This is a genomic window from Halorussus ruber (assembly GCF_004765785.1).
Taxonomy (GTDB): domain Archaea; phylum Halobacteriota; class Halobacteria; order Halobacteriales; family Haladaptataceae; genus Halorussus; species Halorussus ruber.
Map to the genome: position 1 here is coordinate 202,243 of NZ_SBIT01000010.1, position 26,986 is coordinate 229,228.

25 protein-coding genes are annotated in these 26,986 nt (G+C 60.0%); 19 read left to right on the forward strand and 6 right to left on the reverse strand.

From position 1 onward, the window contains the following. The first annotated feature begins 80 nt into the window (after positions 1-80). The 3 genes from EPL01_RS17265 to EPL01_RS17275 all read left to right on the forward strand — a co-directional run bounded on the left by EPL01_RS17265 (position 81) and on the right by EPL01_RS17275 (position 3,346). Positions 81-1,037, forward strand: coding sequence for a hypothetical protein (locus EPL01_RS17265; protein ID WP_135826522.1), 957 nt, complete (start codon positions 81-83; stop codon positions 1,035-1,037). Positions 1,038-1,339: 302 nt separating this feature from the next. After that, positions 1,340-2,095: a hypothetical protein gene (locus EPL01_RS17270; protein ID WP_135826523.1), complete on the forward strand. Its 756-nt coding sequence runs from the start codon at positions 1,340-1,342 to the stop codon at positions 2,093-2,095. A gap of 84 nt (positions 2,096-2,179) precedes the next feature. Further along, positions 2,180-3,346, forward strand: a complete 1,167-nt coding sequence (locus EPL01_RS17275) for a 3-dehydroquinate synthase II (RefSeq protein WP_135826524.1) — start codon at positions 2,180-2,182, stop codon at positions 3,344-3,346. A gap of 21 nt (positions 3,347-3,367) precedes the next feature. Here the strand turns inward: EPL01_RS17275 and EPL01_RS17280 are convergent, their stop codons facing one another. Both EPL01_RS17280 and EPL01_RS17285 read right to left on the reverse strand, forming a co-directional pair. Continuing rightward, positions 3,368-3,817 (reverse strand): zinc ribbon domain-containing protein, encoded by a 450-nt coding sequence (locus tag EPL01_RS17280; RefSeq protein WP_135826525.1) that lies wholly within the window; start codon positions 3,815-3,817, stop codon positions 3,368-3,370. A 164-nt stretch (positions 3,818-3,981) separates the two neighbouring features. Next, entirely contained in the window at positions 3,982-4,653 is a 672-nt protein-coding gene (locus EPL01_RS17285) for a type I 3-dehydroquinate dehydratase (protein ID WP_135826526.1), read from the reverse strand. A gap of 709 nt (positions 4,654-5,362) precedes the next feature. On the opposite strand from EPL01_RS17285, the gene metG reads away from it, so the two are divergent. From metG to pyk, 4 genes are all read left to right on the forward strand, one after another. Next, positions 5,363-7,546: a methionine--tRNA ligase gene (gene metG / locus EPL01_RS17290; RefSeq protein ID WP_135826527.1), complete on the forward strand. Its 2,184-nt coding sequence runs from the start codon at positions 5,363-5,365 to the stop codon at positions 7,544-7,546. Positions 7,547-7,673: 127 nt separating this feature from the next. After that, positions 7,674-8,786: a hypothetical protein gene (locus tag EPL01_RS17295; protein ID WP_135826528.1), complete on the forward strand. Its 1,113-nt coding sequence runs from the start codon at positions 7,674-7,676 to the stop codon at positions 8,784-8,786. A 162-nt stretch (positions 8,787-8,948) separates the two neighbouring features. Further along, the gene (locus EPL01_RS17300) at positions 8,949-9,437 is read left to right on the forward strand and encodes a hypothetical protein (RefSeq protein ID WP_135826529.1); all 489 of its coding nucleotides are present in this window, start codon (positions 8,949-8,951) and stop codon (positions 9,435-9,437) included. A 159-nt stretch (positions 9,438-9,596) separates the two neighbouring features. Further along, complete coding sequence (gene pyk / locus EPL01_RS17305; RefSeq protein WP_135826530.1) at positions 9,597-11,357, forward strand: pyruvate kinase; 1,761 nt, start codon at positions 9,597-9,599, stop codon at positions 11,355-11,357. Positions 11,358-11,773: 416 nt separating this feature from the next. On the opposite strand, the gene EPL01_RS17310 is transcribed toward pyk, so the two are convergent. Beyond that, entirely contained in the window at positions 11,774-11,953 is a 180-nt protein-coding gene (locus EPL01_RS17310; protein ID WP_135826531.1) for a DUF7312 domain-containing protein, read from the reverse strand. A gap of 664 nt (positions 11,954-12,617) precedes the next feature. Here EPL01_RS17310 and EPL01_RS17315 point away from each other — a divergent pair. The 6 genes from EPL01_RS17315 (at position 12,618) to EPL01_RS17340 (ending at position 18,744) form a co-directional block, all read left to right on the forward strand. Next, entirely contained in the window at positions 12,618-13,181 is a 564-nt protein-coding gene (locus tag EPL01_RS17315; protein WP_135826532.1) for an NfeD family protein, read from the forward strand. Between the two features lie 98 nt (positions 13,182-13,279). Beyond that, complete coding sequence (locus EPL01_RS17320) at positions 13,280-14,437, forward strand: SPFH domain-containing protein (RefSeq protein WP_135826533.1); 1,158 nt, start codon at positions 13,280-13,282, stop codon at positions 14,435-14,437. Positions 14,438-14,497: 60 nt separating this feature from the next. After that, positions 14,498-15,535, forward strand: a complete 1,038-nt coding sequence (locus tag EPL01_RS17325; RefSeq protein WP_135826534.1) for a hypothetical protein — start codon at positions 14,498-14,500, stop codon at positions 15,533-15,535. 275 nt (positions 15,536-15,810) lie between these two features. Further along, entirely contained in the window at positions 15,811-16,422 is a 612-nt protein-coding gene (locus EPL01_RS17330; RefSeq protein WP_135826535.1) for a winged helix-turn-helix transcriptional regulator, read from the forward strand. A gap of 30 nt (positions 16,423-16,452) precedes the next feature. Beyond that, positions 16,453-17,325, forward strand: coding sequence for an NAD-dependent epimerase/dehydratase family protein (locus EPL01_RS17335; protein ID WP_135826536.1), 873 nt, complete (start codon positions 16,453-16,455; stop codon positions 17,323-17,325). An 81-nt stretch (positions 17,326-17,406) separates the two neighbouring features. Beyond that, positions 17,407-18,744 carry a cytochrome P450 gene (locus tag EPL01_RS17340; protein WP_135826537.1) on the forward strand — a complete coding sequence of 446 codons (1,338 nt, stop codon included), beginning with the start codon at positions 17,407-17,409 and terminating at the stop codon, positions 18,742-18,744. 122 nt (positions 18,745-18,866) lie between these two features. On the opposite strand, the gene EPL01_RS17345 is transcribed toward EPL01_RS17340, so the two are convergent. Both EPL01_RS17345 and EPL01_RS17350 read right to left on the reverse strand, forming a co-directional pair. Continuing rightward, positions 18,867-19,784 (reverse strand): NmrA/HSCARG family protein, encoded by a 918-nt coding sequence (locus tag EPL01_RS17345; protein WP_135826538.1) that lies wholly within the window; start codon positions 19,782-19,784, stop codon positions 18,867-18,869. After that, the gene (locus EPL01_RS17350) at positions 19,781-20,059 is read right to left on the reverse strand and encodes a hypothetical protein (protein ID WP_135826539.1); all 279 of its coding nucleotides are present in this window, start codon (positions 20,057-20,059) and stop codon (positions 19,781-19,783) included. Before EPL01_RS17350 ends, EPL01_RS17345 begins: the two co-directional genes overlap by 4 nt. A gap of 152 nt (positions 20,060-20,211) precedes the next feature. Between EPL01_RS17350 and EPL01_RS17355 the strand changes: the two genes are divergently transcribed. After that, positions 20,212-21,168 carry an NAD-dependent epimerase/dehydratase family protein gene (locus tag EPL01_RS17355; protein WP_135826540.1) on the forward strand — a complete coding sequence of 319 codons (957 nt, stop codon included), beginning with the start codon at positions 20,212-20,214 and terminating at the stop codon, positions 21,166-21,168. A 6-nt stretch (positions 21,169-21,174) separates the two neighbouring features. Here EPL01_RS17355 and EPL01_RS17360 read toward each other — a convergent pair whose 3' ends face one another. After that, a complete protein-coding gene (locus tag EPL01_RS17360) occupies positions 21,175-22,329 on the reverse strand; it encodes a 3-dehydroquinate synthase II domain-containing protein (protein ID WP_135826541.1) in 1,155 nt (384 codons plus the stop codon). A 93-nt stretch (positions 22,330-22,422) separates the two neighbouring features. Here EPL01_RS17360 and EPL01_RS17365 point away from each other — a divergent pair, with 93 nt between their 5' ends. The 5 genes from EPL01_RS17365 to EPL01_RS17385 all read left to right on the forward strand — a co-directional run bounded on the left by EPL01_RS17365 (position 22,423) and on the right by EPL01_RS17385 (position 26,986). Beyond that, entirely contained in the window at positions 22,423-22,713 is a 291-nt protein-coding gene (locus tag EPL01_RS17365; RefSeq protein WP_246045734.1) for a hypothetical protein, read from the forward strand. Positions 22,714-22,805: 92 nt separating this feature from the next. Further along, positions 22,806-24,149 carry a cytochrome P450 gene (locus tag EPL01_RS17370; RefSeq protein ID WP_135826542.1) on the forward strand — a complete coding sequence of 448 codons (1,344 nt, stop codon included), beginning with the start codon at positions 22,806-22,808 and terminating at the stop codon, positions 24,147-24,149. Positions 24,150-24,234: 85 nt separating this feature from the next. After that, positions 24,235-25,206: a quinone oxidoreductase family protein gene (locus EPL01_RS17375; protein ID WP_135826543.1), complete on the forward strand. Its 972-nt coding sequence runs from the start codon at positions 24,235-24,237 to the stop codon at positions 25,204-25,206. Positions 25,207-25,552: 346 nt separating this feature from the next. Next, entirely contained in the window at positions 25,553-26,083 is a 531-nt protein-coding gene (locus EPL01_RS17380; protein WP_135826544.1) for a hypothetical protein, read from the forward strand. A gap of 30 nt (positions 26,084-26,113) precedes the next feature. Then, positions 26,114-26,986 carry a UbiA family prenyltransferase gene (locus tag EPL01_RS17385; protein WP_135826545.1) on the forward strand — a complete coding sequence of 291 codons (873 nt, stop codon included), beginning with the start codon at positions 26,114-26,116 and terminating at the stop codon, positions 26,984-26,986.

Sequence of the window (26,986 nt, forward strand, 5' to 3'; positions counted from 1 at the left end):
GTATAAGCAGGTGCTAATCCGAAAAACGTCGTGGCACTATACACTCGGTTTATGAGCGACGCGGGCGGAACACAGAGACAATGGAGCCGCGCAGAGCCGCGCTCGTCGTCGCCGCCCTCCTCCTCCTGTCGGGTTGCACCGGAAGCGCCTTCGGGCCGTCGGCGACGACCACTTCGACGACCGAGACTCAGACGACGGTATCGCAGAACGCTACGAACACCACGACTGCCTCCTCGCCTGCCCCGCCGCAGGCCAACGCGACGACTGGACCAACGAACAACACCACGGAGTCGCTTCCGCCCGGCGTGAACCGGACGGGCGTCGAGGACGCCGAGGAGATGGTCGCGGCCCACCAGCAGGCGCTCAACAGCACCAGCTTCGCCTTCCAGTTCCGGGCGAACGTCTCGGCCGGTCCCGCCAGCCAGTGGACCTCCCAGCGCGGGTCGGTCGAGGAGGGCCTGTCGCCGCTGATGGTCCAGTCCGAGAGCCTCCGTCAGGTCGACAACGGGACGACCCGCGTCGGGACCGACCTCTGGGCCAACGACACTTCCGTGGTCGCCCAGTACCGCCGGGCGAACCGGACCGAACTCCGCCACTACAACCGGACCGGCGGGAATCTGGCCGACGAGACGTGGTCCCACCTCCCGCGGGCGGACCTCGACTCGCAGGTCACCCAGTCGTGGCTCCTCGAATTCGCGCTGAGCGTCGGCGAGTACGACCTCGCCGAAGTCGAGCGCCGGGACGGGAACCGAGTCGCAGTCCTCCGGGCGACCGAGGCCGCCAACGCTACCAACTTCACCGACCTGAACGCGACCATCGTCGTGGATTCGGTGGGCCGAGTCCGCTCGCTCTCGCTGACCGCGGCCTACGCGAACGCCGAGGAGAACCGGATTCGCTACGAGTTCGAGTTGACCGAGGTCGGCAACGTCTCGGTGACTCGCCCCGCGTGGGTCGGCGCGGCAATTCCGCCGAACGAGACGACTACGACAGTGGCAGGAACAACAACGATAAAAACACAAAACACGACGACCGCTTAATACCTCGATTAGCGTTGGGTTTATCTTGTAGGAATGAATACCGTTTCTCTGAAGACTTTTATAGCATCCCTGATATTTAACTAATAATTGTTATAATATTCCGCGGCTCCCCTACCATAATAGTTAGAATATTTATATTATGTGTCGGGGTCCATACTTAGGAGGGGGATAGAAAATGTCAACTGAAAGCGGGGGGCGGAAAAGGAGAACAGCTTGACGCGATGCTAACCTTATATAGTGAGCTTAGGTCTGAAATAAACCAGTCTATACAGTTTCAGAATAGAATTATCTTAAGCGAAGCCGTGGTCATCGCACTAGTGTATGCGATGGAAGTGACACCTTTAGTAGGGTCAGCGGATGGTTCTTCAAATGGTTTACTCATGACACTTGCAGGAGTGGTCCTTCCTCCTGTGATTATTATTTCTACTGCTCTGTGGGTGGCCGAGCAAAGTCGCATGATGAGAATCGGAGATTATCTTGAGCTTTTAGAGAACAAAATAAATGCGGAAATTGGTAAAGCTTGTTTATCATGGGAAAACTGGCTACGAGCAGGCGAGGTTACTTTCGTAGGTCATGTTCATCATGCCTCAAAGGCAATTGGATATATTGGACTGTTTATTTTTCTGGGAATCGCCAGTCTTACACTCTATCTCAAGAATGTTATTATAGCGTCTGGATTTTCAAATAAGATGATGAGCTTTGGTCAAATACTACTCTTTTTGATCTATGCCCTTTTATTTACGTTTCTAATAATGATGACTATCCCTATAATTGACTACGGGAGGGGAGAAGAACGAAAGCGGCTTGGTGAACGACTCCCCGATGGACAACGCTGGAGAGTTGATTTAGATTCCACTATTGAGCAAGACTCGGATTCTCTAATAGCGGATGGAGAAGGTGAAGAAAAGTGGGGTGATAAATATAGGTATTTCAACGAATGGGAGAAACATTATGAACAAGAAGTATTAAATTCTCTGTCGGAAGAAGAACCATCGCTTACTCGGGAAGATTATGAGAAGGGTACTGGATGGTGGGAAATCGTCGTATTTTGGAAATAAGAATGAATCTTCCAAAATAAGAATGGGATTCATGTAATCGCCGCATCCGCCACGTTCAAGCCCTCCGGCCGCAAGCGTCCGAACATGACACGCTCTGTCTGGCTCAAGGCCGACGACGCGGTCGGCGACTGGGACGCCCGCCGGAAGCGAATCACGGCGGGACTCGAAGCAGGGGTCGATTGGGTGCTGGTAGACGCCGCCGACGTGGGTCAAGTTCGGGAACTCGGCGACGTGAACGTCGCGGCGTTCACCGACGGGGACGCCAAAGTAATCGACGAGGCCGAGCCGCAGGCCGAACCAGACGCCTACGTCGTGGGCAAAGACGGCGAGGGCGACGGGACCGTCGATTTGCCCGCCGACTTCTCCGGCTCTGCTGACCTCTCGACGCTCCGGCGCGACGACGACCGGGCCGACGGGGCCTACGTCCGCATCTTCAACGAGGGCTACGAGGAGTTCGCCGAGGCGGCGGCCCAAGAGGCCGACTACACCATCGTCGTCGGCGAGGACTGGACCATCATCCCCCTCGAAAACCTCATCGCGCGCATCGGCGAGGAGACCGAGCTAATCGCGGGCGTCACGTCGGCCGAGGAGGCCGAGACGGCCTTCGAGACGCTTGAAATCGGGAGCGATGCGGTCTTGCTGGACACCGACGACCCCGACGAGATTCGCAAGACCGTCGAGGTCCGCGAGGCCGCCGAGCGCGAGACCCTCGACCTCGACTGGGCGGAGGTCACAGCCGTCGAGCGCACCGGGAGCGCCGACCGCGTCTGCGTCGATACTGGCAGTCTGATGGACCACGACGAGGGGATGCTGGTGGGGTCGATGTCGCGGGGCCTGTTCTTCGTCCACGCCGAGACCGCCGAGTCGCCCTACGTCGCCTCGCGGCCCTTCCGGGTGAACGCTGGCGCGGTCCACGCCTACGTCCGGACGCCGGACGGCGGCACGAAGTACCTCTCGGAACTCAAGTCGGGCGACGAGGTGCAGGTCGTGGACACCGACGGCCACACCCGCGAGGCCACGGTCGGCCGGATCAAAATCGAGAAGCGCCCGATGTTCCGGGTCGAAGCCGAGTTCTCGGACGGCGACAGAGTCGAGACGCTCCTCCAGAACGCCGAAACCATCAAAATCGCCACCAGCGAGGGCCGGAAGGCGATTACGGACCTCGAAGTCGGCGACGAGATCCGAGTCTACCACGAGGGCGGCGCTCGACACTTTGGCGAAGCCGTCGAAGAGAGCATCATCGAGAAGTAACCGCGGTACGGAACCCGAGCGTTACCGCGAGACCGCGTTGCCCTCGGTCGGGCCGTTGGGACCCTCGCGCTCGGGGAGGGGCGTCGTACACCACTGACAGAAGTCGAGGTCCTCGTCCACGGGCTTGCCGCAGGCCGGACACTGCTCGCCCGCCTCCTCCTCGGCGGGAGCGCGCTGGAGCGCCAGCCAGTAGGCGTCGATGGCGCTGAACAACCGGACCATCCAGATGGGCACGAGCGCCTCCAGCGGGAGGCCCTGCGTGGCCTCCATGGCGGCGTCGAAGGCCCCGGACATGCTCGTGGCGCTCCCGGTTTCGGGGAGCGGGACGAACAGCAAGACGGCGGCGACCGCGAACGCGAACCACATCGCCGAGCGAAGCCACTCCTTGATGTAGACGTGCCCGAGACCGGGCAGGAAGAAGGACAACACAGCGCCCAACCACGGACGCTTCTCGGTTTTCGTATGAGTCACTAGTCGCGGGTAACCGGCCGACGTTAATAAATGCTGTCCCCGAACGCCGTCGCTGACCGTCAATGTAGGCGTTTTATTTGAAGTCCCGGGCGGTATCTGGGGGTCGTGGCGCGTCTCTCGCCGCGCCATTCGCTGTACCTTTCGCCGGTGTCGTCCCGCTTCCCTCAGCGCAGGTCGTCCACGAGTCGCGCCAACGTGGCGAGGTCGTACTGGCCCGGCGCGGTCGCGTCCGCTGGATCGACCGGCGCGTAGCCGATTCTCGACCCGTAGAGCGGCGCGACCGCCCGCGAGTGGCGACCCGGTTCGCCCATCGCCATCGTCGCCACCCGCGCGCCGGCCTCGGCGAACTCGTGGGTGACCGTCAGCAAGTCGAGGACATCGCCTCGATTCTCGGCGGTCACGGCGAGTTTGCCCACGTCAGCGCGGTCGGTCGCGGCTTCGAGGAGACCCCGGAGGTCTGGTTCCGGCGGCGTGCGCTCGAAGTTGTGGACCGAGGCCACGACTTTGGTTCCGGTCCGGCGAGCGCGCTCGGCGACGCGCTCGCCGTCGCCCTCGGTCAGCGACTGGAGTTCGACATCCACCGCTTCCACGCAGACCAGTTCGGCGGCCTCGGCGAGTTGAGCGAGTCGGGCGTCGTCCTCCTCGGCCTCGCCGCCCTCCCACTCTGCCCGGTTAGTGGCGAGGACGGGCAGTTGTCCGTCGTAGTCGCGGAGTTGGGCGAGCGGGTCGTCGGCGAGGTCCATCCGGAACTCGACCGCGTCGGCGTGTTCTCGGGCCTCGGGTTCGGCGTCGAGGTCGGTGAGGCTCGCCGTGAGGACGAACTCCTCGAAATTCATGTCTCGGAGTGCGTGTGGCGCGTGGAAAAGTGTACTTGTCGCGTCGAATTTGTGGGTCTGGGATAGTAGTCGTGGTGAAGAGGGCTATCGCTGGAGTAAGGCGATTGTACCGGTACAGGACCGTGGACAGCACGAAACAGAGAAACTGGCTTCAGGCTTGAACACAGGCGTCACCGCGACCGCACCGCACCGCGCCTCGTCCTCCCCAGCCTCCTCGCTCCTTCGCTTCGCTCAGTCACTCGTCCCTCGCGCGCAAGGCGCGGCGCGAGAGCGCCGCGCCACGCGCGCCGACCGCGACCGCAGAGAGTACTTCTACAATTCCTAAACAATCAAAAGAAGTGCTTAAACAATTGTTCTTACTTCTTATCTCCCGACTAACCTCTCGCTGCCAACCGTCTCTGCCACCCCGCAACACCCCGAACCAACGTTTAAATATCGAGACGCCCAATCCGAAATCGTGCTACTCACGGTCCGAACCCCCGCGCAGTCGAGGACACGCCCTCGCGCTATGCGTATGCGCATGCCGAGCAACGCGTAGCGTCGGGAGGAGTCGCCCGGACCGTGGCGCGCGGTGTTTTTGGGTGGTGAAACCCGGCCGCTCGGTCGAATCGCAAGCCGACCGCTCGAAACCGACGACGAACGACAGACGACAGCATGCCCGAACACGGAAATCGGCGGGTTTTACACCCGCCACGGAGGATTGGATAGTATGAGCCACGACGACTTCCCGACGGAGAATCCGGCGGTGGTGACCTGTGGGTTGCCCTACGCCAACGGCGACCTCCACATCGGCCACCTCCGGACGTACATCAGCGGCGACGCCTACGCTCGCGCACTGGAGAAGTTAGGTCAGGAGACCGCGTTCGTCTCCGGGTCCGACATGCACGGGACCCCGGTCGCGGTCAACGCCGAGAAGCGGGGCGTCTCCCCCGAGGAGTTCGCGCTGGAACACCACGAGAAGTACGCCGAGACCTTCCCGCGGTTCAACGTCGAGTTCGACAACTACGGCCACACCCACGACGAGACCAACACCGAACTCACCCAATCGTTCGTCCGGTCGTGGGTCGAGAACGACCACGTCTTCGAGAAGGAGATTCAGGTGGCGTGGGACCCCGAGGCCGACACGCCCCTGCCCGACCGCTACGTCGAGGGGACCTGCCCCTACTGCGGTGCCAAAGCCCGCGGCGACGAGTGCGACGAGGGCTGTCAGCGCCACCTCGAACCCGGCGAAATCGAGGACCCGGTCAGCACCATCACGGGCAACCCCGCCGAGTACCGCACGCGAGAACACAAGTTCCTGCGACTCTCGGACTTTCAGGAGTACCTGAAGGGGTTCATCGACCGCCTCGAAGGCACCAGCAACGCCCGCAACCAGCCAAAAGAGTGGATCGAGGGCGAACTGCAGGACCTCTGTATCACCCGCGACATGGACTGGGGTATCGACTATCCGGGTGAAGGCAAAGAGGACCTCGTTCTCTACGTCTGGGTGGACGCCCCTATCGAGTACGTCTCCTCGACCAAGCAGTACACCGAGCGCGTCGGTGCAGACGAGTACGACTGGGAGGAGGTCTGGAAGGCGGGCGCACCCGAGGCCGACGCCCCCGAGGCGGCCGACGACGAGACGTGGGACGACGCCGACACGGGCGACATCGTCCACGTCATCGGTCGGGACATCATCCAGCACCACACCGTCTTCTGGCCCTCGATGCTCCGGGGCGCGGGCTACAACGAACCCCGCGCGGTCATGGCCAGCGGCTTCGTCAACCTCGACGGGCAGGCGTTCTCGACCAGTCGCAACCGCGCGGTCTGGGCCGACGACTACCTCGACGAGGGCTTGGACCCCGACCTCGTGCGCTACTACCTGACCACGACCGGCGGCTTCCAGCAGGACGTGGACTTCTCGTGGGAGAAGTTCCAAGAGCGCGTCAACGGCGAGTTGGTCGGCACGCTCGGCAACTTCGCCTACCGGAGCCTGCTGTTCGCGGCCCGGAACTACGACGGCGCGCCCGACGCCGACACCTCCGAGGAGGTCGCCTCGCGCATCGAAGACGCGGTCGCGGACTTCGAGGAAGCGGTCAACGACTACTCGCTCAAGCAGGCTGGCGACGCCGCAGTCGCGCTCGCTGGCTTCGGCAACGAGTACATCCAGCGCAACGAACCGTGGAACCTGACCGGCGACGACGGCGAGTCGCGTAGCGACTCGGAATCACCGAGCGGCGATGAGCCGCGAGGTCCCACGCGCGCAGAACAGGTCATCTACGACTGCGTCCAGATTGCGAAGGCCGTCGCCGTCCTCTCCGCGCCCATCCTGCCCGGCAAGGCCCAGACCCTCTGGGAGCAGTTGGGCGAGGAGGGGTCGGTCCACGACGCGAATCTCGACGCCTGCCTCCAGTCGCCGCCGGGCGAGTTCGGCGAACCCGACGAACTCTTCGACAAAATCGAGGACGAGCGCGTCGAACAACTCAACGAGAAGCTACAGGAGCGAATCGAAGCGGCTACGGACGACAGCGGCGAAGACGCGACCGAGGAGAGCGAAGACGACACCATGAGTGAAGACATCCAACCCGTCAAGGAGGACCGCATCAGCTTCGAAGACTTCCAAGACCTCGACATCCGCGTCGGCGAAATCGAGGTCGCCGAACCCATCGAGGGCGCAGACGACCTCGCGCGCCTCGAAGTGGACATCGGCACCGAGACCCGCCAAATCGTCGCGGGCATCAAGCAACTCCACGACCTCGACGCGCTTCCGGGGACGAAGGTCGTCGTCGTGGCGAACCTCGAACAGGCCGAACTGTTCGGCGTCGAGTCCAACGGCATGGTGCTGGCGGCCGGCGAAGAGGCCGACCTGCTGACGACTCACGAGGACAGCGTGCCGGGGACAAAGGTGCGATAGCAGAGACACGAACTGGAAGCTCTTTTTATCGGCATCTGAAGTTATTTTACCATAATGATTATTTATATATTAATATATGAGAAATACTTAGAAAAGAATACATATGTCTGCCTTCTTTTCTTCCATTATGGTAGAAAACCAACAAGAAAAAGGTGCAGAAGAAGGTGCGAAAAGCACGCGACGTGAGGTTCTTCGGGCGGTCGGAGCCTCTGGAACGGGGGTTCTTGCCATCCAACACGGACTTCAGGGAGTACGCGCTGGGGGCGACGACGTCAAAATCGTCACACACAAAAGTCGCAACACGGTCGCAAGGACACAGCGAGTCAGCAAACAGTGGTACGACCACAAGACTCAGGCGAAACAGGCCTTGAATCGGCTTCGGCAGAACCTCGGTGCATCACCCAATGTGCTCGGGATAAGCACTGAGACGTTAGACGAACGAATCGACGGGCTACGGAAGTTCGGAATTCGAGTTTCGTTCGACGAGGCCGAAGGCTCGCTCCCAGTTGCGAGCGAAGTCAACGGGATTCCGGTGCTGACTGAAGAGATTCCTGGATTCGACCGTGCTTGCTACACCGGCTATCAGGAGCCGATAAAGGGCGGCAACGGTCATACGAGTCCATCTGGTGCGGCGACACTCACCTGTCGCGTATACAAGGGCGGACAGAAGTTCATGATGGGCTGTCGCCACGTGTTCGTGGACAACGACAAAGGGAACTGTGACGGATCGGACATAACCGGAACCAAATGGTCCCAGGGAGGTGACGAGGTCGGGAAGGTCGTCTACGGATATCAGAACCACGACTGTACCCTACTCGACAAGAGTACGGACGGCAACCGCGTCTTCGATAACAGCATCGTTGACGAAACGGGGTACGTCGCCGGTCGCGTCACAGCAGAGGGAGTTGATTACCTGGCTTCGAGTAACGATACAGTTCGTAAGCGAGGACGTTCGTCGTGTAAGGAGCAGGGAGAAGTCGTCGGTACAGGTACCATCTACTGTAATAACGGCAACTACGTCGGAAACGCCGTTCGCCATACTGCACACATCGAGTCCGGTGACTCTGGCGGGCCCTCGTACCACAAAATCTCCAAATCCAACAGTTCGGACGAACTCTACATGCTGAACATCAACACGCACAGCAAGTCGATTACTGGTGACGACACGTGGGGTTCGGCGGCGTTCGCCATGCACAACAAGCGAGATATCTCGTTTGGCGGTGCGACGTTCAGCGGATAATCCCTCGCCGAACACGCTCACGTTGATAAAACAGCCTTTTTAGCTTTCGGGTGTATTATGTGGACATCTAGTTAACTGTCCGTCATGAAACGGAGAACGCTACTCGTCGCGGCTGGTGTCGGGGTAACAGGCACCACTGGATTCGCGGTCCACAGTTCGAATATGAAAGAAAAAAACGTCGCCATAGAGTCGGTGGACGAGGTCCCCGAAGAGTATGGATTCAACGTGGACGCGACCGTCCGCGAACCGGAGATAACGAACGACCACACCGCTATCATCCGGATTACCGTCGAGAACGAACGAGACGAGGCCCGAAAGATTTCCGATGGAAATCGGGAGCTTTTTTCGACACTGACCAGCACCGAACCCGGACTCCTGCTCCTCGACCGTGAGGCGTCGCCCCTCCGGACGCCAGGGTGCTGGCGACCGGTGTTCGGTCAATCGCGCTCGATGGAACTCCGAATCGCGGAGATTCCGCCGAAGGGGACGGCCACGATAGACCTCGCCGTCTGGGGTGAATCGGGCGTCTCACTGAACGAGTGCCTTCCGACTGGAACGTTCCGCTTCGATACGACGTATCACGTCTTCGGCGCGGAAGAGCGGGAGTTCGACTGGGGATTCGCACTCTCGGTCGAAGAACAGCAGGCGTAATCAGAGGTCGTCCACGACCTGCGCCAACTCCTCGGTCGGAATAAATTCTATTCGGGAGCGATGCAATAAGGGGATTGCGGCCACTTGAACAACTCGTGGCCGAGTGAATTTCGGGCCAATCACCGGGGGTTTTTGGCCCGGACGGGCGTACCCGCCGGTATGAGAAACGCCAAAATCGTCTGTACGCTGGGACCGGCCTCCGAGTCCCGACGTACCATCCGCGAGTTGGCAGACGCCGGGATGACTGTCGCCCGGCTCAACGCCAGCCACGGGACCCGAGAGGACCGCGCCGAACTCATCGACCACGTCCGAGACGTGGACGAGACCACCGCCGACCCCCTCGCGGTGATGGTGGACCTCCAAGGCCCCGAAATCCGGACCGCCGAGACCGACGAGTCGATTCACCTCGAAACCGACTCGACGGTTCGGTTCGTCAAGGGCGACACCGCCACGCCCGAGGAGGTCGGCCTGAGTTACGCCATCGGTAACGTCGAACCCGGCGATACCATCCTCTTGGACGACGGGCGCATCGAGACGACCGTCGAGGAGGTCGAGGGAAGCGGCGAGGACAGCGTCGTCACCGCGCACGTCGTTAGCGGCGGCGAGCTGAGCAGTCGGAAGGGGGTCAACATCCCCGGCGTGGATTTGGACCTCGACGTGGTGACCGAGAAGGACCGCCGGGACCTCGAACTCGCCGCCGAGAAGGAGGCCGACTTCGTGGCCGCGAGTTTCGTCCGGAGCGCCGCCGACGTGCTTGAGGTCAGCGAGGTGCTGGAGGAGTTGGGCGCGGACATCCCTATCGTCGCCAAAATCGAGCGCCGGGGTGCGGTCGATAACTTGGACGAAATCGTGGAGGCGGCCTACGGGGTGATGGTCGCTCGCGGCGATTTAGGCGTCGAGTGCCCGCTGGAAGACGTGCCGATGATTCAGAAGCGAATCATCCACCGCTGTCAGAACGCGGGCGTCCCGGTGATTACGGCGACCGAGATGCTCGACTCGATGGTCCACGCCCGGCGGCCGACCCGCGCGGAGGCCTCGGACGTGGCGAACGCGGTGCTGGACGGCACCGACGCCGTGATGCTGTCGGGCGAGACCGCAATCGGTGACGACCCGGTGCGCGTCGTGGAGACGATGGACCGCATCGTCCGCGAGGTCGAAGAGAGTGACGAGTACGAGGAGATACGCGAACAGCGCGTCCCGGCGGCCGACGACGCCCGGACCGACGCCCTCGCGCGGTCGGCCCGGTATCTCGCGCGGGACATCGGCGCGTCGGCAATCGTCGCGGCGTCCGAAACCGGTTACACCGCGCTGAAAATCTCGAAGTTCCGGCCGCAGGTCCCGGTCGTCGCTACCACGCCGAACGACCACGTCCGCCGCCAGCTCGCGCTCTCGTGGGGCGTCAACGCCCAGTACACGCCGGTCGCGGAGGGCATCGACACCATCATCGACGACTCGGTGCAGGCCGCCCTCGACGCGGGCGTGGCCGACAGCGGCGACACCGTGGTCGTGGTCTCGGGCATGATGTCGGAACTGGAGGGCACCAGCACGACCAACATGCTCAAGGTCCACGTCGCGGCCGAGACGATTGCGACGGGCCGGAGCGTCGTCCGCGGCCGAGTCGCCGCGCCGGTCGCCAGAACCGACGACGGGGACCTCTCGGACGTGGCGGACGGCTCGATTCTCGCCATCGACCCCGAGTTCGACGGCGAGTTCAACGGTGACGCCGCCAAACTCGTCGGCATCGTGGACGCCCGGCCGGGGATGACGGGCTATCCGGCGATGGTCGCCCGCGAACTCGACATTCCGATGGTCAGCGGCGCGCCGCTGAACCCAGCCATTCGAGACGGCGACGTGGTGACGCTGGACGCCGAGCGCGGTGTCGTCTACGACGGCGACGTGACCCACGCCGACCGACCGTAATCGAGGTTCTGTCGTTCGTTTTCTGCGGTCGCTCGCACCCGGCGGAGCAACCGCCGGGGCGTGCGCTCGGTGGAACAAACCACGAGGACGCGCTCGGTGGAGCAACCGCCGGCAAACGCTCGGTGAACCAACCGACAGGGGTGGATGAAGGGGCCGCCCGGTCGCGTTCATTTTAGTCGCTCCTCGACCCCTATCCGCGACGTGCGGTGCGGGGAGGAGCGGATATGTCGAGGAGCGACCGCGAGCGGGCGGGGGCTTCAGGAACCATTCACGACTACGGTCGCTGCCGAGCCTGCCCCAACTCAGGACGACCGGATTGCGGCTTCAGAACTACTCTATCCACAAGAAAGAAACAAAGACACGTCTTAAAAACAGAATTAACTATCTGAAAGAGATAAAAATATTCCTCAAAGCCGCTATGCCGCGAGGAGAATCACGCGGCCGAAGACGAACAGCATGGTGGCGACGCCGAGGACGACGAAGGCGGCGTTTTCGAGCGTCGGCGACCCCGGTGTCAGGGGTTCGAGTTCCTCGCGCTCCTCGGGTTCGTAGCCGTCCTCGCCCACTTCGTCGGTGTCGTACTTCCAGTCCGACATGCTCCCGAGTATGCGTCCCACCGTCAAAAGGATTGGCTACCTTCAGCGAGGAGACTCACAGAAGCAGTCGGGATTGTCGTCTCGAAAGCCCTCGCACTCGGAACCGCAGGAGTAGACGAGACAGCAATGTCCTCGAAAGCCCTCGCGCGGTTCGCCGCCGGAAGACGGTTGTGCTCGTCGTCGTCCGAGAGAGCGAAGCTCTCTCGTGATCACGAAAATCTCCGATTTTCGAACGACTACGCTCCTGCGCGGACTGGGACTTCCGAGGTCACACTCGCACCGGAAGACAAACCGCGTCTTCCGAGCCGTTGCCTCGCTTCGCTCGGCAAGACTTCGCTCGCGTGACGGCCGCTCAGCGACATATTCCTCGGCTCACTTCGTTCGCCGGAAGGCATTCCTGCTCGGCCTACGGCCTGCGCGGGCTGTGACTTCCGAGGTCTGCGTCGCTTCGCTCCGCAGACCGCCTGCGGATAGGGGTCGCTGAGACGACCACGTAAACGCGAACCCCGCTCGCCCTTTCAGTCCTCCAGGGCCGCACTTGGTCGGCCGGTCGAAACCTGTCGGTTGGCCCACTGGCCGAAACCTGTGGTTGGTGCGCCACGCCGACCCCGTTCTCTCTCGCAGACTGCAAAACGTTAACCGGTCGGACTCCCAAGCAGTTGCTATGGCACCGCTGTTGGACTCGCTCCCGCTGTTGCTCCTCGTCGCTGGCATCGGCCTCGCCATCGCCGAGGCGCTGATACCGGGCGCGCACTTCATCGTCCTCGGCGTCGCGCTCGCGCTGGCTGGCGTGGTCGGTATTCTCCTCGGGCCGCTGGCGTCGCCGCTCGTGTTGGCCGCGCTGGTGTTGGGCTTCGGCGCGGCCTCGCTGTACGCCTACCGGGAACTCGACCTCTACGGCGGAAAAGGAGTCGCACGAACCCGCGACTCCGACTCGCTCAAGGGACAGACCGGCCGAGTGACCGAGCGCGTCACGCCCGAGGACGGACAGATAAAACTCCACGAAGGAGGCTTCAATCCCTACTACGCCGCGCGGAGCGTCCGCGACGAGATTCCAGAAGGAACCGAGGTCATGGTCGTGGACCCCGGCGGCGGCAACGTCGTCACCGTCGAGGCCTTGGAAGCAATCGAGGACCCCATCGACCGCGAACTGGCGAAAGACCAACACGAGGAGACGACTAGCGACCCCGAGGCGACCCGCGACCCCGAGTTCGAGGAGGAAATCTGAGCGCCAGCGGTCCTCTCGGGGCGATTGGCAAAATTTCGTCGTATTTTCAACGACGGTGAGGGGAAGGCTTAACACGTCTTCTTGCTAACACTCCGAGTATGTTGGTTCCACTACAGGCCGCCCCGGTCGGCGGTTTCACGGTCGTCGCGCTACTGATTCTGGCGCTGGCGGTCATCACCATCTGGCAGTCCGTCGAGATCGTTGACGCGACAGAGAAGCGCGCGCTGACGGTGTTCGGCGAGTACCGGAAACTGCTCGAACCCGGTATCAACTTCGTGCCGCCGTTCGTGAGCGCGACCCACCGATTCGACATGCGTACCCAGACCCTCGACGTGCCCCGGCAGGAGGCCATCACCCGCGACAACTCGCCGGTGACGGCCGACGCCGTGGTCTACATCAAGGTCATGGACGCCAAGAAGGCCTTCCTCGAAGTCGAGGACTACAAGCGGGCCGTCTCGAACCTCGCCCAGACCACCCTCCGGGCCGTGCTGGGCGACATGGAACTGGACGACACGCTGAACAAGCGCCAAGAAATCAACGCCAAAATCCGGCGCGAACTGGACGAACCCACCGACGAGTGGGGGATTCGCGTCGAGAGCGTCGAGGTCCGCGAGGTCAACCCGAGCAAGGACGTCCAGCAGGCGATGGAGCAACAGACCTCCGCGGAACGGAAGCGCCGTGCGATGATTCTGGAAGCGCAGGGTGAGCGCCGGAGCGCCATCGAGACGGCCGAAGGTGACAAGCAGTCGAACATCATCCGCGCGCAGGGTGAGAAGCAGAGCCAGATTCTCGAAGCGCAGGGTGACGCGGTCTCGACGGTCCTCCGCGCCAAGTCCGCCGAGTCGATGGGCGAGCGCGCCGTCATCGAGAAGGGCATGGAGACGCTGGAATCCATCGGGCAGGGCGAGTCCACGACCTTCGTCCTCCCGCAGGAACTCTCGTCGCTGGTGGGTCGCTACGGCAAGCACCTCACCGGCAGCGACGTGAAGGAAGACGGCGACCAACTCGACAGCCTCGACTTCGACGAGGAGACCCGCGAACTCCTCGGACTGGACGACATCGAGGAGATTCTCGGCCAGATAGACGAGGAAGCCGAGATGGACGTCGAGGCCATGGAGAAGGAGGCCCAAGCCATCAAGGAGGGCGAGGACCCCGCGAACATCAAGAGCGCAGACGAGGTCATCGAGGAGATGGACGAGGAGGACCCCGATCTGGAGGACGTGCAGGCCGAGATGGACGCCGAACTCGAAAAGTAAGCCAAGAACCTGCTAGCTCATTACCAAATTTTTTATTCGCACTGTTAGAGGTATTTGATGATGAGTGGACAGTCGTTGACAGACCCTGGTAATTTCAGAGACTGGACTCCGTTTGGAATTTTCGTCTACGTGCTTCCTGGTCTTGGAGCATTACTGCTATTGTTTCTATTCCTCCCAACGACGGCAGTCAATTTGACAGTATTGAACAAAACGGTAGACAAATTCAACCCGTTATTCTCCTTGTTGGGCGGTTCAGCGTTCTTCGGAATCCTCGGCTTTCTAGGAACGTACTTTATTGATACTCTCGTCGCTACTTTCCCGTTTTTATTTCTTTCCAGAGCCTTCGCACGGATGCCCCAGATGCCAAAACCGTACGGTGCAGGCATCGTAACCAAAGAAACGCGGCATGAGTTCCGATATACTTGTGACCAACTGTTTTTCCGGGATTCCTCATCGGATGGATATGAGGCTTCTCTTCGAAGGTATTCTCAGGAGGCACATCGGAGGGCAGAAGAGTATCTTTTACAGTCTGGTGTAGATAGAATACAATCCCACGCTACAATTGCTGAAGCATTTAGGAAACTGTGGGGAGTTACGATCATCGGCCTCTTTGGTGTATTTATCTTGGGCTACAATACGTTCCTTACCGACTATCAGCGGCTTCTTGAGGTGTACTCTGTTTCTCACACAGCTAGCATCAGTGCGTGGTTCTTCTTGGTAGTCGTCGCCAATTACGGTAAACAGAAGATTGGGTCGTTGCGTAAAAAAGCCACTAAAACTCGTAAATACGAAGACCCTTGGGTGGGTTGGAAACGAATCTGTATGGGCCTTTCGTATCTCCAGACCGTATTCCTGATGTCACTTTTTCTCTCGCTCTTGTTCAGGTATGTACGTCTCGACATTGAGTATCGCAGTAATGTAGAGACGTATATAGGAGACGTCCCTTATTCGGGGCTGATATTTTTATTCATTTTTTCATTTGTATTCTATTATCAAAAGCAAAGTCACCGACTAAAGAAGCGTAGGATTCTGATGGAAAATCTACACCATGTGGCACAGTCCAAAGGCGATATTCCGAATACAGATAAAGAAAATTAGATGGATGCAGAACTCGAAAAGTGACCTGCTGACCCCTCCCAGTTTTCTCGCGCGTCGTCACCGACTCGCTTCAGGAGTCACGATGCCACCATTTCGTCGCGCCCATCTGATGAGAATCCCTTATAAATTAGTGCATAATATTTGAAATTCGGTGTCTCCCTCCCTGCCGCGGATGGTCACGCGACGCCCGCTCCGGCCGAACCGCGACTGGTCGGCCGTGTGACGTTCCCGCAAGCGAAGGTATTTTAGGTGTCCAAGATGACCTATACATGTAGATGGTTGAGCGCTCCGAAGTGGATGAAAATAAGCGGGCGACCCTCCGCCGGTTCGCGGTCTTGGGGGCCGCGACGCCGCTCTCGAAGTTCCGCGGCGACGACGACGGCGGCGAGAGCGAGGCCCGCGACGCGATTGCGGGTTACGTCGCCACCACGCCGGGCGCGCACTTCTCGAAGATCCGGGACGACCTCAAACTGGGAACCGGGGAAGCACAGCACCACCTCCGACAGCTCCTCGACTCGAAGGTAGTCGAGAGCCGCAGAGACGGCGATTACCGACGATTCTACCCGGCCGAACAGTTCGCCCCGTTCGAGCAAATCGCCCTCGGCTATCTCCGCCGGGAGACGCCCCGCGGGATGCTCATCGAGTTGCTGCGCGACCCAGACGCGACCGGTAGCGACCTCGCCGACGCACTGGACGTATCGAGACCGACCGTGAGCAAGTACGCCGCCGATTTGGAGGAGGCGGGCCTGCTGGACCGCGAAGACGGCTACGCCGTCGAGCGGCCCGAGACGGTCATCACCTTGCTGGTCCGGTACGCCGACTCGTTCGGCGAGGAGGCCGCGACGTTCGCCGCGCAGGCCGACGGGTTCATCTCGTTCGACCCGTAGTTTTTCGGTCGCCCATTCGGTCTTCTTTCTATGGACACCGTGGCAGTCACCGGCGGGAACGGCGAAATCGGGTCGGCCGTCCTCGCGGCGCTCGCCGAGCGAGGCTATCGCACCGCCAACCTGAGCAGAGGAGCGCGCCGGGAGCAAACCGCCGACCAGTACCTCCGGACCGACTTACTCGACCCCGGCGAGGTCTACGGGTCGCTGGCGAAGGCCGACCCGGACGCCGTGGCCCACTTCGGGACGATACCTCGGCCCGACCGGACGCCCGGTCACGTCACCTTCCGGAGCAACGCCGAGACGCCGTATCACGTGTTGGAGGCGGCCGGGGCCCTCGAAATCGAGACGGTGGTACTCGCGTCTAGCCTCTCGGCGATGGGCGCTGGCTTCGAGGACGAGGTGACGGTCGAGTACCTTCCCGTGGACGAGGCCCACCCGCTGACGCCCTCGAACCCCTACGGTCTCGGCAAGCAGGTCTCGGAAGTCGTCGCCGACGGGTTCGGTCGGCGAGGAGGTCCGCCGACGACGATTGCTTCGCTCCGGTTCCCCCTCGTCACGAGCGACGAGGAGTTGCGGACGGTCTTCGCCGAGGCCGACCGCTCGCCCGAGGCGGTCCGCGAGGCCGGGTTCTTCGAGAAGGCCAGAAAGACGCTGTTCGCCTACCTGCATCTGGACGACGCCGCGGCGCTGGCGGTCCGGGCGCTGGAAGCTGATTTCTCGGGCCACGAGGTCTTTTTCGGCTCTGCGCCGGATACGACCGTAGACGCGCCGAGCGAGGAGTTGGCGGCGCTCTACGACGCCGAGGTCCGGGGTGAGTCCTTCGAGGGGACCGAGAGCCTCCTCGACGCCAGCAAGGCCGAGAGGATGCTCGGCTGGTCGGCCGAGCGGTCGTGGCGAGAGTGAGAAAATTCCCGCGAGAACGTTTGTTTCGGAGATATTTTTCTAAACATAACACTCTTCACAAACCGACGAGACCGTGTAGCCATGGCAACCGCACGCTCCTACGAGGAGATACCGAAACGGGAGGGGATTCCGGTACTCGGGAATGCCCACCAGTTCTTCAACGAGGGGCTGTCTTTCTACGAGAACTGCGAACCGCTGGGGGACGTGGTTTCGTTCTCGCTGATGAACTCGCCTGCGCTCGTGGTCGCAAATCCCGAACTCGCCAAGCAGGTGCTGGTCGAGAAAAACGAGAAGTTCGGCAAGGGACAGTTCATCAGGGACAACTTCGGCCACGCCGCGGAGGGCGTCTTCGTCGTGGACGGCGAGACGTGGGAACAGCGCCGGTCGCTCCTGCAACCGTCTTTCCGGCCGAACCACATCAAGAAGTACAGCGAGCAAATCGTGGACGTGGTCGACCGAATGGGCGACCGAATCGAGCGCCAGTCCGGTCCTGTCGAACTCGACTACGTGATGAACGACCTCGCGCTGTCGGTGCTGACCAGCACCCTGTTCGGCGTCGAGGAGGACCACGAGATGAAAGAGCGGATTCACCGGGCGGTCGAGGACATCCAGCTCCGGTTCGGCGCGTCGTACAACACGCTCCTCCCGCCGTGGGTGCCGACGCTCCGGAACCTCAAATACCGCCGGAGCCTCTCGGACCTCCACGACATCATCGACCGGCTCATCGAGCGCCGACTCGCCGACGACGGGGAGGGTCCGGACCTGCTGTCGGTCCTGCTGGAGGCCCGCGAGGAGAACGACCACGTCACCGACGAGGTCATCCGCGACGAGCTGCTGACGTTCACGCTCGCCGGGCACGACACCACCTCGCTGGCGATGACCTACACGTGGCACCTGCTGGCGACCCACCCCGAGAAGATGGAGAAACTTCTCGACGAGTTCGACGATGTGCTGGGCGGCGACCCGGCGTCCTTCCGCGATTTCTCGGAGCTAGAGTACTTGGAGCAGGTGATTCAGGAGGCGCTTCGACTGTTCCCGCCCATCACGCAACTGTTTCGTGAGACCGAGACCGACGTGCAACTCGGCGAATACCACGTTCCCGAGGGCGTGACGGTCACTCTGCCCCAGTGGAGCATCCACCGCGACGAACGCTACTACGATAACCCCGAGACCTTCCGACCCGAGCGGTGGGCCGACGACTTGGCCGACGAGATTCCGGAGTACGCCCACTTCCCGTTCGGCGGCGGCCCGCGCCACTGCATCGGCATGCGCTTCGCCATGATGGAGATGAAAATCGCCATCTCGATGCTCGCCCAGCGGTTCCGCTTCGAACCGGCCTACGAGTCGCTGCCCGAGGTGGACATCGCGCTGACGCTCCAGCCGGAGGACGCGGTCGAGATGCACGTCGAACCGAAATGAAAAACAGTATTTTGACAATACATTTTATGACGAAATTGGAATTTTTCTCGGGTCAGTAGCTCGCTCACGAGACGACGAAAACAGATGCGTCCCGCGACTGTCCCCGCTGGCGCGGTCCACCGTTACGATAGGAGGAGTCGCCGAAGCGGGGCAGTAAGTCGGCCGACCGTTGCGGGCGTCGAAGACCCATTCCAGCCAGCGTCTCGGAGATATGCCGGGAGCGAGGTGAAATCCATCGATAGCGACGAAGTAGTGTCGGAATTGACGCCGTCGGTCTCGAACCAGCGGTACATGTCTGCGACCGACGACCCCATCGAACGGGCCACGAGCGACGACGGTACTCGTACTGTCGAGACGGGGAGGTCAAGCGCGGCCGACATCGCGTTCGCTATCTCTGCTGGCGTCCGGACGCACCCGACAATGTCGTAGGCGTTGCCGATGTGTCGCGCGGGCGAATCGAAGACGCGGGCCGCGGCCGTACCGATGTCAGCCACGTCCACTAATGGAACCGGCACGTCGGACGCGACTGGGAAGGTAAACAGTCCCGTTTCGATGGCCCCGCGGAACTCTTCGAAGTTCTGAAAGTATGGGGCAGGCCGGAGAATCGTCTCGTTGAGCGAGGACTTGCGAAGGGCCTCCTCAACTGCGAACTTCGATTCGAAGTGGGGAACACCAGTATTTCGCTCGGCACACATCGCGGAACTGTAGACGAAGTGGTCGATGCCGAGGTCCTCGGCGAACTCGACGGCGTTGACGCCTTGCTGACGCTCGCCCGCCTCGGACCCTCCCGAGAAGAAGTCAGTAACGCAGAAGATGCTGTCCACGTCTGCCGGAATCGATTCGAGGGTCGGCGGTCGTTCGAGGTCGCCTTCGACCAGTCTCACGCCGCGTCGGTCAAGCGACCGGGCCGCCGCGCTGGTCGGCGAACGGGTTAACCCGTACACGTCGTACTCGCCCGTTCGCAGGAGTTGGTCTACGACCGCACCGCCTTGGTTTCCAGTAGCACCGGTCACGAGGACCGGCGTGGTTGCCGCGGTCATTGTTTTGTCTCGATTACTCGCTCGGACGACGCGCGATTCGTTGTATTGGTGAGTGCGCGTTCGCCCTCGTCGGTAATCTTGTAGATGTCATCGAAGTACCCATGCGTCTCTAGATAGCCCTGCTCGCAGAGGCGTCGAATCCGCTCTTTGACGATTTCTGGGTTCGAGTTGACGCTGGCGGTGACAACCGCCGGGTTCGTGACGAACGAGGCGTCTGCGAAGAATGAGAGAATCTCTCTGTCTGACCTCACCAGATCGGCTATCGTTTCGCTCATACGAACTAACCAACACATATACATATTAAATTTTTGTTGATTGTGTGTTACTCATTAGCGTTTAGCGAACCATTGGTGACGTACTCGTGTACTCTTTTACTAATGTATTTGAAACGGAAAAATACATGTATGTTGGATTACGATTCCTCGACATGAAGATTTTCGTCGCAGGAGCGACCGGGGTTCTCGGTCGCCGGTTGGTCGAACAGTTCAACACGAATGGACACGATGTCGTGGGACTCACCCGCGACGAGGAGGGAGACCGAATCGTCTCCTCACAGGGCGGGACGCCACATCGAGGTGACGTGACGGACTACGAGTCGCTCGTCGGCGGTGCCGAGGAGGCGGACGTTGTAATACACGCGGCGACGGCTATCCCGACCGCACAGAAGCCGACTGCCGAGGACTGGGAGCAAAACGACCGCATCCGTATCGAGGGTGCGAAGAACCTCACCCGAGTCGCCGCCGAGGTGGACGCCAACCAGTACGTCCAACCAAGCGTCGTCTGGGTGGCTCGACAGCCCGACGGGTCCAAGTTCGACGAGAGCGCCGATCCCAATCCCGACCGGACGACCAAGTCCGCGCTCGAGGCCGAATCAATAGTGGAGACGGCAGGCGAAGAACACGGCTTCGATACCGCTATCCTCCGGTATGGCTGGTTCTACGGACCAGAATCCGCCCAGATTCGGAACATAGCCGAGAATCTCGTGAGCGGTGATATGCCGATCGTCGGCGGCGGCCTCCTCGGACGCAAGGATGCGACGGTTTCGTGCATCCACGTCGAGGACGCGGCGAGCGCACTCGTCACCGCCGTCGAATCGGATGCTAGTGGATTGTGGCATGTGGTTGATGAAGAACCGGTGGCGGTCGAGTCGTTCCTCAAACAGTTCGCCTCTGAACTGAATGCCGACGACCCGAGCCGCATTCCGGGGTGGCTCGCTCGGTTCTTCATCGGCAAGGACAACGTCCGGTTCTTCACGAACTCGATGCCGACGACCAATCGGGCGTTCAAGCGCGAGTTCGACTGGGAACCGACGTATCCGACTTATCGAGATGGAGTCGAGGCCGTAGTCGAAGCGTGGGAGACGGAGAACGTTTCGTTCGTCTGACGCTCGTCAATTCTCCATGATGTCCTCTTCGACCTTCACGCCGACGTGACGGCCAGCCTCGCAGACGTGACCTAACACCTCGTCACCGGGTTCGAGGTCGGTGATGTTGATAGGTTCCTCGTCGGTACCCATCACGCGGACGTGCCAATCGTCCTGCAAGATGACGTTGAGTTTCTGTTCTCCGTACTCGGCTTCGATGAGTAACAGCGGCCGCTCCTCAACCTTACTCCGTCCGACGGCGACGCTTCGGGCATTCCCATCGGTGTCCACACAGAGGACCTCCCGGCCGGCTTCGAGTTCACTCAGGTAGTACGTCGTGTCCTCGGGTGCCCAGACGTACGAATGAGAGGCCCCCGCGTTCACGCGAAAGGGCCGCAGGTCCATGTACGGGAGTGGGTGGGTCTCTGAGCAGACGAAGATGCCGCCCATTGACTTCGACCCGACGAGCATCCCTTCGCGCTTGGACATCATCGACGTCGTATCGACGCAGACACGAGTGCCCATACCGATATGTTCGACATTCGTAACTTCGAGCGTCTGGAGTTCGATTTGCTGGTCTCGCTCGCCCGAGTATTTGGCGACGTCGTACACGTCACTGACGTCTCGGGGACGAAGGTTGACTCCGTCGATCCCCACATCCATGACGCCGAACGCTACTTCGGCCTCATCGGCGGTTTCGACCGATTTCAGGACTGCGACGTCGTCACCTTGTAGTTCTGCGATGATTTGTTCCAGCGGGATGTTAGTCTCATCTTCGAGTTCCATGAGTCCGTAGTCGAGCCATCGCTGCTCATCCAATTGTGAGATGGCGTTTTCGAGCGTCTTGTTGTCCACGATTTGAGAGCGCAAGGTCGTCCGAAAGTCGTGTTCACGGGCCTCTCGAAGGACATCTATATTGTCGGAGACGAGGATATCGAATTCGTCGTATTCTGTGACGGAGTTCCCGTTCTCCACGAACGTTGCCAACGAGACTCCGTTTGGATACTTGAACTCGCCCAACTGGTCCGGCGTGAGCAACAGTGTATCAATTCCGTTGTTGAACGACGCGGAAAACACTGCTGACTCGCCCGGCGTCTCGCCGCGCGCGTCAATCCAGATCGACCGCTGTTGGTCGCGTTCTGTTTCGACCGCGCCTGGAACGTCTTCGTACATCTCACCCATACTGACTTGTTCCCAATACAATAAAGTAACTATTAGATATAAAAATTATTATATAAAAAGAATACTATAAATGGTTACCTCGATAGGAATTTTATGGATTCCCCCATGACGGAACATACGTTCGGTAGTGACGGCGAACGCCGTCTTCAGGAGCAATTTGACACCGAAGATCGTGCCGAGAAATTCTACGAGACTTCGGTGAAGTCGGTGCTGACTGATCGGATGAAGAAGTTCGTCAACGAGCGAATCATGTTCGAAGTCGAGGAAGCTTACATCTACTGCGCAAAGCATATCCCGAAACTCCGAATCGAGGAGTTCGACCCGCCGTGGGGTACCGACGACGACAAGGCGAAAAAGACAGGGCACTTCACGGAACAGAAGTGAGCGCTTCAACCTCCGCAGTTACGTCGGCAAAAGGCTCGATCCAGAGTTAGTCTACCCCATCTTTTTAAATAAAGAATCTAAAAGGTTAACTAATGGTAACAATCCAGTCGTATGAAGACCTTCCGGAGCGAGAGGGTGTACCGATACTCGGAAACGCCCACCAGTTCTTCGACGAGGGCGTCTCGTTCTACGAGAAGTGCGAACCGTTGGGAGACATGGTCTCGTTCTCGCTAATAGATTCGCCGGGTCTCGTAGTGGCCGACCCGGACCTCGTCCAGCAGGTACTAGTGGAGAAAAATGAAAAGTTCGTCAAAGGCGAGTTCGTGGAGGATAACTTCGGCCACGCGGCGGAGGGCGTCTTCGTCGTGGACGGCGAGACGTGGGAACACCGCCGGTCGCTCCTCCAACCCTCCTTCCGGCCGAATCATATCAAAGAGTATCGAGACAACATCGTGACGGTAACAGAGCGAATCGCCGAGCGGATGGTTACTCAGTCCGGCGAGGCCGTCGAGTTCGACTACATGATGAATGACCTCGCACTGTCGGTGCTAACGAGCACGCTGTTCGGCGTCGAGCAGGACCACCAGACTCACGAGCGTATCCACGAACTGGTGGACGACATCCTTCTCCGGTTCGACGGCACCTCCTACAACACGTTTCTGCCGCCGTGGGTCCCAACCGTTCGGAATCTCAAGTACCGACGAGGTCTCTCGGGACTTCACGACATCATCGACCAGCTCATCGAGCAGCGACTGGCCGACGGGACCGACGGGCCGGACCTTCTCTCGGTGCTGTTGGAGGCCCGTGAGGAGGACCCTGAAGTGACCGACGAAGTCATCCGCGACGAACTAGTGACGTTCACCCTTGCAGGCCACGATACTACTTCACTAGGACTGACCTACACGTGGCATCTCCTCGCAAACAATCCTGAGAAGCAGGAGAAACTCTTCGCGGAACTCGATGAGGTACTCGGTGGAGACCCTCCGACCTTCGGCGACTTCCCTGAATTAGAGTACCTTGAACAGGTAATTCAGGAGGGCCTGCGCATCTTCCCGCCGGTCACGCAACTGTTCCGGGAGACTGCGACTGACGTGCAACTTGGCGAGTATCATGTACCTGAGGGCGTGACGGTTGTGATGCCTCAGTGGATACTTCACCGCGACGAGCGGTTCTACGACGACCCGGCGGCGTTTCGGCCCGAGCGATGGGCAGGCGACCTCGAAGAAACCCTCCCCGAGTACGCGTACTTCCCGTTCGGCGGCGGTCCGCGTCACTGTATCGGGATGCGGTTCGGGATGACCGAAATGAAGATTGTTATCTCGATGTTGGCCCAGCAGTTCCGCTTCGAACCAGCCTACGACTCACTACCCGAGACGAACGTCGCGTTGACGCTCCAACCGAAGGACCCGGTCGAGATGTACCCTCGACCTCGATAAACGTCCGTCGGTACGCCTGCGTTTTCTCTCGGCAATTATATTTTCGACAGTATGTTTTATTAGTATAGCACAGATAATAACTTTCATGCAAGCAATCAAAGTCTCGGAATACGGTGACAGCGACGTCCTCGAAGTCGTCGAACGCGACCGACCCGACCCCGGTACTGACGAAGTCCGAATCGATGTGGAGGCCGTCGGCGTGAACTTCGCGGACATCGTACAACGAAGTGGCCGCTACCCCGAAAGCCCGGACCCGCCATTCGTTCCTGGTCTCGAAGCGGCGGGTACTATCGACGCCACCGGCGAGGCGGTCGGATTGGATGAGGGAGACCCCGTCATGGTGATGCTACGTTCGGGCGGGTACGCCGAGTACGTCGTCGCCGATGTTGAGGCAGTACTACCTATTCCGGGTGGATTAGACTTCAAAGAGGCGGCAGGCTTCCCAATACAGTATCTCACCGCACACAACTGCCTGTTTGAGTGGGGCAATCTTGATGCCGACGAGTCGGTTCTCGTCCACGCCGCAGCCGGTGGGGTTGGAACGGCCGCGGTCCAGTTGGCGTCCCAGTCGGGTGCAGAGGTGTTCGGCACCGCCAGCACCGACGAGAAACTTGATCTCGCCGAGGACCTCGGCTGTGACCATCCTATCAACTACGAAGAAACTGATTTCGTAGACGAGGTACTTGCCGCCACCGACGGCGAAGGTGTAGACATCGCGCTTGACGGGGTCGGCGGTAATGTGCTCGGCGATACCCTTGAGGCCACCAAACACTTCGGGCGGGTCGTCACGTTCGGGGCCGCTAGTGGGACTCCCGCAAAAGTAGATACCATGGAACTGTTTACTGCCAACCAGTCGTTAGTCGGGTTCCACCTTGCGAACTCGCTCCAACAGGACCCCTCGCGTGCGCTATCTTCGATGACAGACCTCCAGCAACGCCTGATGACCGGCGAGCTAGAGGTCGTTGTCGGCGAAACCTTCGACCTATCCGACGCCTCCGACGCCCATCGATTCGTGGAGAATCGTAGTTCGATGGGGAAAGTCGTTCTCTGTCCCTGAACACGACAGATGCGGACGCACGTCGGGGGACTAGCTCCACAGTTGAACATCCTCGTTTTCCAGTCTGGCAATAGGACAGTAACTTCAACTCACGGATGCGCGGTTGATATCTATCTGTCGATCCGCCGTTTCATCGCCGACGTGTTCCTTGGCGATCCTATTTCTATCTTTAAATAAACAGTAAAATTCTATAATTATAGTCATAATTACCAAATCCAAATAATTTAAATAATTATAACTCCTTGCTGACATTGCAAGCATGTTTCGACGAGAAGTACTGTCGACTGGAGCGAGTTCGTTAGGTGCGTTCGGACTGAACGAGAGCGTCTTCGAGGACCTATCCGAAATGGAACTCGATGGTCAGCACGACGATAGCAATGGCGGCAACGGCGAACCCGTCAATCTTGTGCTCGAAGGTGCGGCAAACGGCACGCTGGCGACGACTGACGGCGATATGCAGGCGCTAGTCAGCACGTTCTCGGGCCAGACCAAGGGCACGTTTACGGGTAGCTATCAGGGTCAGCAGGTCGCCCTCGTCTATCGCTCGAAAGAAGGCGGTGACAAAGACGGCCACAGTAGCGACGATGTTGAGGCCCAGCACGGTAGCGAGTACACGACCGATCGCGCCAAGGTAATGGGCATTTCGACGCTCATCGTGCCCGACCACGAAGTTGGCAAGAACAGCACGTACAAGCTCGCCATGCAGGGTTGGATTACGGACTGCTGTGCTAAGGACTTCAACTTCGAGGGTAACGTCAAGAGCATCGACGCGACTGGCCGCTTCGAGGGCACTCAGATCAAAGGTAAGGTCACTTCGAAGACCGACCTCGGCTACCCCCAACGCCTCAAAGTCAAGGGTAAGAAAATCGATAAGTAACACACCCTAGACACCACCTATTTGTTCATCATGGCGATTGATTCCGGTCAAGGGCTCAAGTACAGGGTAGTGAAGACTATCGACACGGTTCGATGGGGTCCGAGTCTCTGCATCGCCGCGACGCTCCTGACCGGAATCGCACTATCGCTTCCGCTTCGCCACCCAGTCAAGTTGGCACTTGCTATCGTACTCGTCCTTCTCGGATTTATTAACGTGAACCTCTACAATTATTTTACCGATGTGACCGAAGACCTCGAGAACGACCGATACAATCCCGTGGTCGACAGTCGATTCTCGACGCTCATCGCCGGGTATCTCGTGGTCTCGACGCTGTTGGTGTTCGTCATTAGTGCGGTCTGGCTTTCGATGTTTACTCTCTTGCTCTCGGCATTCGGTCTCCTACTTGGATTCGTCTATTCGAATCGATTCTTCCGGTTCAAGGACCAGTTCGTAGTTAAGAACCTCACCATCGGCGTCGGATACGGACTCGTGTTGCTCATCTTTCGGAGCGGGGTCAGCGGTAGCCTTACGACGCTTGATTTCGTCGTCGCGCTCTTCTTCTCGTTTTTCTCCGTGACGGGTTCGACGACGCGGGACGTGTTCGACGTGGAGGGTGATCGGAAGTCGGGAGTCACGACAATCCCGGTCAAGCTCGGCCTGACCGGCACGGCCTACTTCCTCGCGGCCATGAGTCTGTTGCAGTTGCTCTCGGTTGTCGTTCCGGTAGCCATGGGACTGATACCGAGCATCTACCTCACGCTCGTCGTGGTCGCACCGTTCCTGTTCAAACGACCCTACTACGTCTACCGCGAGGAAGTCGAGAAACTCACTCCGAAGGGAATCCCCGGTATCGTCGTCACGTCCGTACTCCTCCTCGCGCTTCGCGTACTCCTCGTGTGGTAG

Excerpts from the sequence above, each read along its gene's own strand:
- EPL01_RS17265 (WP_135826522.1), top strand. The coding sequence starts at position 81 with ATGGAGCCGCGCAGAGCCGCGCTCGTCGTCGCCGCCCTCCTCCTCCTG.
- EPL01_RS17275 (WP_135826524.1), top strand. The coding sequence starts at position 2,180 with ATGACACGCTCTGTCTGGCTCAAGGCCGACGACGCGGTCGGCGACTGG.
- EPL01_RS17285 (WP_135826526.1), bottom strand. The coding sequence starts at position 4,653 with ATGAATTTCGAGGAGTTCGTCCTCACGGCGAGCCTCACCGACCTCGAC.
- metG (WP_135826527.1), top strand. The coding sequence starts at position 5,363 with ATGAGCCACGACGACTTCCCGACGGAGAATCCGGCGGTGGTGACCTGT.
- EPL01_RS17295 (WP_135826528.1), top strand. The coding sequence starts at position 7,674 with ATGGTAGAAAACCAACAAGAAAAAGGTGCAGAAGAAGGTGCGAAAAGC.
- EPL01_RS17300 (WP_135826529.1), top strand. The coding sequence starts at position 8,949 with ATGAAAGAAAAAAACGTCGCCATAGAGTCGGTGGACGAGGTCCCCGAA.
- pyk (WP_135826530.1), top strand. The coding sequence starts at position 9,597 with ATGAGAAACGCCAAAATCGTCTGTACGCTGGGACCGGCCTCCGAGTCC.
- EPL01_RS17310 (WP_135826531.1), bottom strand. The coding sequence starts at position 11,953 with ATGTCGGACTGGAAGTACGACACCGACGAAGTGGGCGAGGACGGCTAC.
- EPL01_RS17315 (WP_135826532.1), top strand. The coding sequence starts at position 12,618 with ATGGCACCGCTGTTGGACTCGCTCCCGCTGTTGCTCCTCGTCGCTGGC.
- EPL01_RS17320 (WP_135826533.1), top strand. The coding sequence starts at position 13,280 with ATGTTGGTTCCACTACAGGCCGCCCCGGTCGGCGGTTTCACGGTCGTC.
- EPL01_RS17325 (WP_135826534.1), top strand. The coding sequence starts at position 14,498 with ATGAGTGGACAGTCGTTGACAGACCCTGGTAATTTCAGAGACTGGACT.
- EPL01_RS17330 (WP_135826535.1), top strand. The coding sequence starts at position 15,811 with ATGGTTGAGCGCTCCGAAGTGGATGAAAATAAGCGGGCGACCCTCCGC.
- EPL01_RS17335 (WP_135826536.1), top strand. The coding sequence starts at position 16,453 with ATGGACACCGTGGCAGTCACCGGCGGGAACGGCGAAATCGGGTCGGCC.
- EPL01_RS17340 (WP_135826537.1), top strand. The coding sequence starts at position 17,407 with ATGGCAACCGCACGCTCCTACGAGGAGATACCGAAACGGGAGGGGATT.
- EPL01_RS17345 (WP_135826538.1), bottom strand. The coding sequence starts at position 19,784 with ATGACCGCGGCAACCACGCCGGTCCTCGTGACCGGTGCTACTGGAAAC.
- EPL01_RS17350 (WP_135826539.1), bottom strand. The coding sequence starts at position 20,059 with ATGAGCGAAACGATAGCCGATCTGGTGAGGTCAGACAGAGAGATTCTC.
- EPL01_RS17355 (WP_135826540.1), top strand. The coding sequence starts at position 20,212 with ATGAAGATTTTCGTCGCAGGAGCGACCGGGGTTCTCGGTCGCCGGTTG.
- EPL01_RS17360 (WP_135826541.1), bottom strand. The coding sequence starts at position 22,329 with ATGGGTGAGATGTACGAAGACGTTCCAGGCGCGGTCGAAACAGAACGC.
- EPL01_RS17365 (WP_246045734.1), top strand. The coding sequence starts at position 22,423 with ATGGATTCCCCCATGACGGAACATACGTTCGGTAGTGACGGCGAACGC.
- EPL01_RS17370 (WP_135826542.1), top strand. The coding sequence starts at position 22,806 with ATGGTAACAATCCAGTCGTATGAAGACCTTCCGGAGCGAGAGGGTGTA.
- EPL01_RS17375 (WP_135826543.1), top strand. The coding sequence starts at position 24,235 with ATGCAAGCAATCAAAGTCTCGGAATACGGTGACAGCGACGTCCTCGAA.
- EPL01_RS17380 (WP_135826544.1), top strand. The coding sequence starts at position 25,553 with ATGGAACTCGATGGTCAGCACGACGATAGCAATGGCGGCAACGGCGAA.
- EPL01_RS17385 (WP_135826545.1), top strand. The coding sequence starts at position 26,114 with ATGGCGATTGATTCCGGTCAAGGGCTCAAGTACAGGGTAGTGAAGACT.